This is a genomic window from Frankia sp. AgKG'84/4 (assembly GCF_023242965.2).
Classification (GTDB): Bacteria; Actinomycetota; Actinomycetes; order Frankiales; family Frankiaceae; genus Frankia.
Map to the genome: position 1 here is coordinate 1 of NZ_JALKFU020000666.1, position 614 is coordinate 614.

At 52.3% G+C, this 614-nt stretch carries 1 protein-coding gene; it reads right to left on the reverse strand.

Features of this window, described 5'->3' with window-relative positions; genetic code table 11:
- Window positions 1-41: 41 nt before the first annotated feature.
- A partial coding sequence (locus MXD58_RS24530) for a tyrosine-type recombinase/integrase (RefSeq protein WP_250610029.1) occupies window positions 42-614 on the reverse strand: 573 nt, incomplete at its 5' end.

The following is a 614-nucleotide window of genomic DNA, read 5'->3' on the forward strand; positions in this document are numbered from 1 at the left end:
GCGTGAAGTACTGTCATGATGACATCAATCGCATTGTACACTCATTCATCTTCCAGGTACAAATCATCAAGTTTCGCCCCGACTTCCTGCAGGTTCGGCGTGGTGTAGATCATCGTCGTCTTCGGATCATCGTGGCCAGCGAGCTGAGTGAGGGTGGTGAGCGGAACTTTCTTGGCCGTCTGGTAGAGAAACGAATGCCGCAGAACGTGCGGATGGACCGTTCCTTTCTTGAACCCGCAGCGATCATTCAGCCTGGCCAGGATGTCCTGGACATTCCGGACACTGATGCGCTGCCCGCGGTTCGAAACAAACAGGGCAGGGTTGCTATCCGTTCTCTCGCCCAGGTATTCCATTAGTTTTCTTCTGAGTTCCTTTGGAGCCGGGACCGTACGCTCTTTGTTTCCTTTTCCCCGGACCGTGATCGATCCCGTCCGTTCCCTCACATCGAGATCCTCCCGGTTCAGGTTCACGAGCTCCGATACGCGCAGCCCTGTATAAATAAGCGAGTAAATCACAGCCACACGCATTTTCCCGCCTTTTTTCCAATCACCGTTCAGTTTCCGGTACATCTTTTCGATTTCCCGTTTGATTTTGGATATGTCGATGTTGTCGAT